Source organism: uncultured Lactobacillus sp. (assembly GCF_944327175.1).
Lineage (GTDB): Bacteria > Bacillota > Bacilli > Lactobacillales > Lactobacillaceae > Lactobacillus.
The window spans coordinates 24641-31895 of record NZ_CALVGT010000029.1; the positions used below are offsets into that span (position 1 = coordinate 24641).

Below are 7255 nucleotides of genomic sequence, written 5' to 3' on the forward strand. Positions count from 1 at the left end.
AGTTATTTTATTTTTTCTATTGAAGCTTACGTAACGTCATGTTTTATACTTTGAGTCAGTTAAGAAAAAATTGCTTAGTTTGAACTTGGAGGTTCATTACATGAAAATTATCGTTACCGGTGGTGCCGGCTTTATCGGTTCCAACTTTGTCTTCTACATGATGAAGAAGCACCCAGACTACAAGATCATCTGCCTGGACAAGCTGACTTACGCGGGCAACCTGTCAACCTTGAAGGATGTCATGGACAAGCCAAACTTCCGCTTCGTCAAGCTAGACATCTGCGACCGCGAAGGCGTCTACAAGCTTTTTGAAGAAGAACACCCGGACGTTGTTGTTAACTTCGCCGCAGAAAGCCACGTTGACCGGTCAATCGAAAACCCGGAAATCTTCCTGCAAACCAATATCATCGGTACTTCCGTTTTGATGGACGCTTGCCGCAAGTACGGGATCAAGCGTTACCACCAAGTATCAACTGACGAAGTTTACGGCGACCTGCCGCTGGACCGGCCAGACCTCTTCTTCCACGAAGACACTCCGCTGCACACTTCCAGCCCATACTCATCATCAAAGGCCAGCGCTGACCTTTTGGTCGGTGCTTACGGCAGAACTTACGGCCTGCCTGTAACTATTTCCCGTTGCTCAAACAACTACGGCCCTTACCAATTCCCGGAAAAGCTGATTCCATTGATGATCCAAAGAGCCTTGGACGACAAGCCTTTGCCAGTTTACGGTGAAGGTCAAAACGTCCGCGACTGGCTTTACGTTGAAGACCACTGCAAGGCCATCGACCTCATCTTGGAAAAGGGTACGGTTGGTGAAGTCTACAACATCGGCGGTCACAACGAAATGCACAACATCGACATCGTTAAGCTGATCTGCGACTACCTGGGCAAGCCTTACTCCTTGATCGAACACGTTACTGACCGCAAGGGTCACGACCAACGCTATGCTATTGACCCAACCAAGATCCACGACGAACTTGGCTGGTTGCCAGAAACCATGTTCAAGGATGGTATCAAGAAGACCATCCAATGGTACCTGGACAACAAGGAATGGTGGGAAAACATCATCTCCGGTGACTACCAGAACTACTACCAGGAAATGTATGGCAAGAAGCAGGTTTTAGACGAAAAGTAAGAGGCAAGGAAGAGAAAAAATGAAGGGAATTATCTTAGCAGGTGGTTCAGGCACTCGCCTGTATCCATTAACTCTGGTCACCAGTAAGCAGCTTTTGCCTGTTTACGACAAGCCAATGATCTACTACCCGTTGTCAACCTTGATGCTGGCCGGGATCAAGGATATCTTGGTCATCTCCACGCCAGCTGACACTCCGCGCTTTAAGGAGCTTTTGGGCGACGGGTCACAATTTGGCGTCAAGCTCTCTTACAAGGTGCAGCCAAGTCCAGACGGTCTGGCTCAAGCCTTTACTTTGGGCGAGGATTTCATCAACGGTGAACCTTGCGCCATGGTTTTGGGCGACAACATCTTCTACGGCAACGGCTTTACCGATCTTTTGGAAAAAGCTGCTCGTGACGCCAAAGCTGGCCAGGCAACCGTCTTTGGCTACTACGTCAACGATCCAGAACGCTTTGGCGTGGTTGACTTTGATGAAAAGCCAGAACACCCAAAGAGCAACTACGCCGTAACTGGCCTTTACTTCTACCCAGCTGGCGTGAGCGAAAGAGCTGCCCAGGTTAAGCCAAGTGCCCGCGGGGAAGTGGAAATCACCACTTTGAACGAGATGTACTTAAACGCCGGCAACCTCGGCGTACAGCTGCTGGGCCGGGGCTACGCCTGGCTGGACACTGGGACCATGCAGAGCCTGGTTGATGCTTCAAACTTTGTTAAGATGGTTGAAGAACGGACCGGGGTAAGCATCTCTGCCCCAGAAGAAATTGCCTACGTGCATGGCTGGATTGACGAAGCTAAGTTGATGGAAGCAGCCAAGCACTACGGCAAGAGTCCTTACGGCCAGCACCTCAAGGCAGTGGCTGAAGGCAAGTTGAAGTATTAGTTTTTTAGAAAGAAGCATCAGAAAAAATGGGTCAAATCAAAGTTGAAAAGAATGTCGGCGGTATTGAAGGTCTGGCAGTGATTACGCCAGCAGTTCATGGGGACGACCGTGGCTACTTCATGGAAACCTACAACGAAAACGACATGAAGGAAGCTGGTTTTGACATCAACTTCGTCCAAGACAACCAATCAAGCTCAACCAAGGGCGTTTTGCGGGGCCTGCACTTCCAAAAGCACTTCCCGCAATGCAAGCTGGTCCGGGTCGTGCGTGGGGATGTCTTCGACGTTGCCGTTGACCTGAGAAGCGACTCCAAGACCTACGGCAAGTGGTACGGGGTTGAACTGACTGCTGAAAACAAGAAGCAGTTCTTGATTCCAGAAGGTTTTGCCCACGGCTTCCTGGTTTTGAGCGATGTGGCTGAATTCTGTTACAAGGTTAACGACTTCTGGCACCCAAACGATGAAGGCGGTATGGCTTGGAACGACCCTGAAATTGGGATTGAATGGCCGCAATTGGTTGGCGAATACCCAGGCTCAGCTGACGCCAGCGGCTACGCTTTGGAAGACGGCACTAAGCTGACTTTGTCTGACAGGGACCAAAAGTGGCAAGGGCTTAAGGACACTTTCAAGTTTTAATTAGGAGGAAAAAATGAAGGTTTTCGTAACTGGCGTCAATGGCCAACTGGGCCACGACGTGATGAACGAACTGGCTAAGCGCGGCTACGAAGGCGTAGGCAGCGACTTGGCTCCGGAATACAGCGGGATCGCTGACGGCTCAGCCGTTACTACTGCTCCTTATGTTTCTTTGGACATTACTAACGCAGAAGGCGTAAAGAAGGCCATCACTGAAGTCAATCCTGACGTGATCGTTCACTGCGCAGCCTGGACCGCGGTTGACCTGGCTGAAGATGACGACAAGGTTGCAGCTGTCCGCAAGGTCAACACTGATGGTACCCAAAACATTGCCAACGTAGCCAAGGAATTAGACGTGCCAATGGTTTACATCTCCACTGACTACGTTTTCGATGGCCAGGGCACTACTCCATGGGACCCGGACTTCAAGGGCTACAAGCCAATGAACGTTTACGGGGAAACCAAGCTGGGCGGGGAACTTGCCGTATCTGAAACTTTGGACAAGTACTTTATTGTCCGGATCGCCTGGGTCTTTGGCTTAAACGGGAAGAACTTCATCAAGACCATGCTCAACGTGGGCAAGACTCATGATGAAGTCAAGGTGGTCAGCGACCAAATCGGTACGCCAACTTACACTTTGGACTTAGCCCGCCTTTTGGTCGACATGATCGAAACCGACAAGTACGGCTACTACCACGCGACTAACGCGGAATTGCCGGAAACTGCCAGCGGCTATGACGAAAATGGCACGAAGACCGGCTACATCAGCTGGTACGATTTCACCAAGGAAATCTACCGCCAGGCTGGCTACAAGACCAAGGTAACTCCGGTTACCACGGAAGAATACGGCCTCTCCAAGGCTGTACGGCCGTTCAACTCCCGTTTGGACAAGAGCAAGCTGGAAAAGAATGGCTTCAAGCCGCTGCCAACTTGGCCAGACGCCGTGCACCGCTACCTGGAAGCCTTGAAGGCTGACGGCTTCTTTGACTAAGCAATTTTTGAAAGCACTGGACTGGAAGGTCCGGTGCTTTTTTGCATACTCATGGTAATCGTCCAAGAGGCACTAAAATAGAGCATGCCATAGGACTAAACAAGCAAAATATGATATTATAGGTAATAAGGCAGATAGCGCCGAGCACACCATGCGCTAAGCATGATGCTGCTAAAAGATATAAACGCCCTCTTGGAATATGCTCTCAATTTCCAAGGGGGGTTTTGTTTGCCCAAAAATCTTAAAATTGTATTTTTGCGGGAAAAAGAAGGGGGACTTCAATCCCTTTTTTATCAAAATGGCCTTTTTGACAAAAAAGAATGCTAAAAAGTGCTAGAAATGGTATTATAAATTGCTAAAAACGTGATTTTGAGTAAAAAGAGGGGAGCAGTCAAATAGAGCACTATCAGCCCTTGGAAATCGTTAAGTATCAGCATGGCTATGATCCAAACTTTTCTTTAGATGCGGAATACCAACAACGGTTGGCGAATGTATTGATCTGCGGGATGCAAAGAAGCACCTTAGCCGGGACTTGTCAGCAATTAAGCCTTTCACAGAGCTACAGGCTAAAAATAAGGAAGCTCTTAACTAATTTCTTGATCCAGATCAAGGCCTCGCGAATCTTTCCAAGCTACAATAACCTTATCTAAACAGATGAGGTGACCAAGATGAACGAAAAAGCAGATTTGAAAGACAGACTGACGCCAATGCAGTATGCCGTGACCCAAAACGCGGCGACTGAACCGCCTTATACAGGTGAGTATGATAATTTCTTTGAAAAAGGAATCTACGTCGACGTAGTCAGTGGGGAAGCCCTCTTTTCCTCTTTGGACAAGTACGATTCCGGCTGTGGTTGGCCAGCCTTTACCAAGCCCCTAACCAAGCTGACCCAGCACCGGGACCAGTCCTTTGGCATGGAAAGAACTGAGGTCCGCAGCCGCCAGGCTGACTCCCACCTGGGCCACGTCTTCACCGACGGCCCCTTGGACAAGGGCGGCTTGCGCTACTGCATCAACTCTGCTGCCCTCAAGTTCATCCCTTATGACCAACTGGAAGAAGCAGGTTACGGCGAATACCGGCAGCTTTTCGAATAAACGAAAAAACTGACGACTTCCTTGATTTGGAAATCGCCAGTTTTCTTCTTTTCTAACCTAAAATTGCCTTGTCGCTGGCGAATTCCTCGCCGGATACGACTTCAAACTGGTGGAGCAGTTTCTCCACAGTCAATTTCTTCTTTTCTTCACCCTTGATATCTAAAACGACCTTACCGTCGTTCATCATAATCAATCGGTTGCCGTGGACGATCGCATCCCTCATGTTGTGCGTCACCATAATAGTGGTCAGCTTGCCTTCTGCAACGATCCGGTCAGTTGCGTTTAAGACCTTCTCCGCCGTCTTCGGGCCAAGCGCTGCCGTGTGTTCATCTAGGAGAAGAACCTTTGGTTTAACCAAGGTTGCCATCAGCAAGGTCAAAGCTTGTCTCTGCCCACCGGACAACAGACCTACTTTAGCAGTCAACCGGTCTTCCAGCCCCAGGTTCAAGACATTCAGCTTTTCCTTGTATTCTTCCCGTTCTTTAGCGGTGACTTCCCACTTAAGCCCTCTGCGCTTGCCGCGCCGGGCAGCCAGGGCAAGGTTCTCGTCAATTTGCATGGTGGCCGCTATCGCATCGATCCATAAATTATTACGGACGATCTTCGCTTTAATTAAGAATGATCAATTGTATAACTATGACGTAGCCAAACATAACCAAAGACTTTTGTCATAAGAATTGATCCAATAGATATTATAACAGCCTCTTTTTTGAAATTACAGAAGGTGGCTGTATTTATCATGCTCTAAATCAGATATTTGACTAGATTCTCCGAGAGTCATTTCCCGATCAAGCCCGTATTTCAAAATAAAATTGCCTAAAATCGTTGATAACACTTGACTTAGAGTAGAAAAAAGACGTCATCCCTCGTTTTAGGGATGGCGCCTTTTGCGCTTTTTTAGCTTTCTTCTTCGCTACAGATAGCGATAATCCGCATCTTGTAGCTGAAGGTGTGGTCTTCGGTAACCTTTTCACCAGTGGTGCTGCTGATGACCGCATCGATATGGCCGCCTTCAGCAACAAACTTGTCGATTTGTTCCTTAACTTGGGTAAAAGTGCCTTCAAAAACCTTGGTAAATTGCATGATTTCCTCCTTATCTAGTACTTTATTTAATTTTAACTCTAAAAAAGGAGGAAAGGATTAATAGGAAGATATTAATTTGGCCACTTTTTGCTCAAGAGGTCCAAGAAGCTGACTCCGGCTAAGTCTTGGAAAGTAACTGACTTCTTTTTGGCCAAGGGGCTGTCCTTGTCGCACATGATAGAAAGAATAGAGAAAGAATAGAAAAAGATTAGGAAAATGACTAAAAAACTCACGCAAAAGCTGAGCAGTCTGTTCAGTGCCCTGGTTCTCCTGTTCGGTCTGCTGGCTGCAATTCCAGGCGGCCTCAGCACCGCTCACGCGGCCAGCTTCAAGTCTACAAGGTGGCTGAAGTTAAAGATGGCAAGTAACAGTACACGGCGGCTTTTGCCAAAATGGACGAGGATATCTCGGCAAAGATGCAAAGCACTGTCATGACTGAGTCTTTCGCCCAGAGCCTGGCTGCTTACGCGGCAGCTAATGAAGTTAGCGGGCAGACCAGCCAGATTTCAAGCAGCGGGGAGGCAGTACTTGATGCTGACGGCCAGGCGGTTTACCTGGTAACGCAGACAACCGCGGCCAGCGGCTATGAAAAGATCAAGCCCTTTACCCTGGTCTTGCCCTATGTGCAAGACGAGCACAGCATGAGCCAGATCATTGCCAAGCCAAAGCTGGAGAAGACTACTCCAGCTAAGCCGGCAACACCGTCGACGCCATCAGTGCCAAATTCATCATCTTCCTCATCTGTCAGCTCGGGGAAGAAGGTGGGCACTAAGCCGCAGACGCCTAATACGCCGGTTGTGACGTCATCAACCTCATCTGTTTCTACTAGCAGCCGGCAAAACGTACCGACTTTGCCGCAATCGCCGAGATTGCCGCAGACGGGGTAGTTGAACTGGCCGATCCCGCTTCTGGCTCTCTTAGGCATGGCCCTCTTTATGTGGGGCTGGGCGCAAGAGAGAAAGCGGCAGTAAAATAGCAAGAATAAGGCTTTTAACAGTCCTGTTGCTGAGCAGCAGGGCTGTTTTTGCTTATGCTCTTTGTTTATACTTTTTTGAAAAAATATAACTTTTGTTTTTTGTGTAGAGATATAGAAATTGATCATGTTAGAGAATATTGGGTCAGATTATGTCAAATTGTGTCATTTGATATGATTTTGCCGAGTGTCTGCTTTAACAGCTTTAATATCTAGACCGACCTTTTTCAATCAATACCTAGCAAGTAAGTATCACAAACGCTCCCTTGATATGGTTTTCAAGAAAACTGGAGGACAACTTTACAGTCCGTCAACCGAAGCTCTATACACAGACACAAATATTACTCGTTTGCCAAGTGGCTCCTCAAATGAGAGGAGACCATTTGGCTGGATGCAACACAGCATCCACTATCCCGTTCGCAAATGAGACGTTCGGGAATACTTTTCTTACTATCTGCATTGCACCG

8 protein-coding genes are annotated in these 7255 nt (G+C 48.1%); 6 read left to right on the forward strand and 2 right to left on the reverse strand.

Features of this window, described 5'->3' with window-relative positions:
* Positions 1-100: 100 nt before the first annotated feature.
* From rfbB to msrB, 5 genes are all read left to right on the forward strand, one after another.
* Positions 101-1138: a dTDP-glucose 4,6-dehydratase gene (gene rfbB / locus Q0J41_RS04115; RefSeq protein ID WP_236153202.1), complete on the forward strand. Its 1038-nt coding sequence runs from the start codon at positions 101-103 to the stop codon at positions 1136-1138.
* Between the two features lie 19 nt (positions 1139-1157).
* Entirely contained in the window at positions 1158-2015 is an 858-nt protein-coding gene (gene rfbA, locus Q0J41_RS04120; RefSeq protein ID WP_296226465.1) for a glucose-1-phosphate thymidylyltransferase RfbA, read from the forward strand.
* A gap of 26 nt (positions 2016-2041) precedes the next feature.
* Positions 2042-2650 (forward strand): dTDP-4-dehydrorhamnose 3,5-epimerase, encoded by a 609-nt coding sequence (rfbC, locus tag Q0J41_RS04125; protein WP_296226467.1) that lies wholly within the window; start codon positions 2042-2044, stop codon positions 2648-2650.
* A gap of 13 nt (positions 2651-2663) precedes the next feature.
* Complete coding sequence (gene rfbD, locus Q0J41_RS04130; RefSeq protein WP_296226469.1) at positions 2664-3638, forward strand: dTDP-4-dehydrorhamnose reductase; 975 nt, start codon at positions 2664-2666, stop codon at positions 3636-3638.
* Between the two features lie 668 nt (positions 3639-4306).
* Positions 4307-4732 (forward strand): peptide-methionine (R)-S-oxide reductase MsrB, encoded by a 426-nt coding sequence (gene msrB / locus Q0J41_RS04135; RefSeq protein ID WP_296226471.1) that lies wholly within the window; start codon positions 4307-4309, stop codon positions 4730-4732.
* Between the two features lie 52 nt (positions 4733-4784).
* Here the strand turns inward: msrB and Q0J41_RS04140 are convergent, their stop codons facing one another.
* Both Q0J41_RS04140 and Q0J41_RS04145 read right to left on the reverse strand, forming a co-directional pair.
* Complete coding sequence (locus tag Q0J41_RS04140) at positions 4785-5291, reverse strand: ATP-binding cassette domain-containing protein (protein ID WP_296226473.1); 507 nt, start codon at positions 5289-5291, stop codon at positions 4785-4787.
* Positions 5292-5629: 338 nt separating this feature from the next.
* Positions 5630-5815: a hypothetical protein gene (locus tag Q0J41_RS04145; protein ID WP_296226475.1), complete on the reverse strand. Its 186-nt coding sequence runs from the start codon at positions 5813-5815 to the stop codon at positions 5630-5632.
* Between the two features lie 392 nt (positions 5816-6207).
* Between Q0J41_RS04145 and Q0J41_RS04150 the strand changes: the two genes are divergently transcribed.
* Complete coding sequence (locus Q0J41_RS04150; RefSeq protein ID WP_296226477.1) at positions 6208-6702, forward strand: hypothetical protein; 495 nt, start codon at positions 6208-6210, stop codon at positions 6700-6702.
* The last annotated feature ends 553 nt before the right edge of the window (positions 6703-7255 follow it).

Coding starts and splice junctions, on each gene's coding strand:
- rfbB (WP_236153202.1), top strand. CDS start 101: ATGAAAATTATCGTTACCGGTGGTGCCGGCTTTATCGGTTCCAACTTT.
- rfbA (WP_296226465.1), top strand. CDS start 1,158: ATGAAGGGAATTATCTTAGCAGGTGGTTCAGGCACTCGCCTGTATCCA.
- rfbC (WP_296226467.1), top strand. CDS start 2,042: ATGGGTCAAATCAAAGTTGAAAAGAATGTCGGCGGTATTGAAGGTCTG.
- rfbD (WP_296226469.1), top strand. CDS start 2,664: ATGAAGGTTTTCGTAACTGGCGTCAATGGCCAACTGGGCCACGACGTG.
- msrB (WP_296226471.1), top strand. CDS start 4,307: ATGAACGAAAAAGCAGATTTGAAAGACAGACTGACGCCAATGCAGTAT.
- Q0J41_RS04140 (WP_296226473.1), bottom strand. CDS start 5,291: ATGCAAATTGACGAGAACCTTGCCCTGGCTGCCCGGCGCGGCAAGCGC.
- Q0J41_RS04145 (WP_296226475.1), bottom strand. CDS start 5,815: ATGCAATTTACCAAGGTTTTTGAAGGCACTTTTACCCAAGTTAAGGAA.
- Q0J41_RS04150 (WP_296226477.1), top strand. CDS start 6,208: ATGGACGAGGATATCTCGGCAAAGATGCAAAGCACTGTCATGACTGAG.